1 rRNA gene is annotated in these 204 nt (G+C 48.0%); it reads left to right on the forward strand.

The features are described 5' to 3' along the window. Positions 1–90: 90 nt before the first annotated feature. Positions 91–203: ribosomal RNA gene (rrf, locus tag GEV01_RS30675) — 5S ribosomal RNA — on the forward strand. The last annotated feature ends 1 nt before the right edge of the window (position 204 follow it).

Consider the following 204-nt stretch of genomic DNA (forward strand, 5'->3'; position numbering starts at 1 on the left):
TTTACTACATAAACGATATAAATCGTTTATAATACTTCCTCCAGATTCTTGGCGGCGCGGAAAAAGACGCGACGCCTGTACAAGTCAATGCCTGATGACCATAGCAAGTTGGTCCCACCCCTTCCCATCCCGAACAGGACCGTGAAACAACTCTGCGCCGATGATAGTGCTGCAACCAGTGTGAAAGTAGGTTATCGTCAGGCT

It is taken from the genome of Rugamonas rivuli (genome assembly GCF_009380165.1).
Taxonomy (GTDB): Bacteria; Pseudomonadota; Gammaproteobacteria; order Burkholderiales; family Burkholderiaceae_D; genus Rugamonas; species Rugamonas rivuli.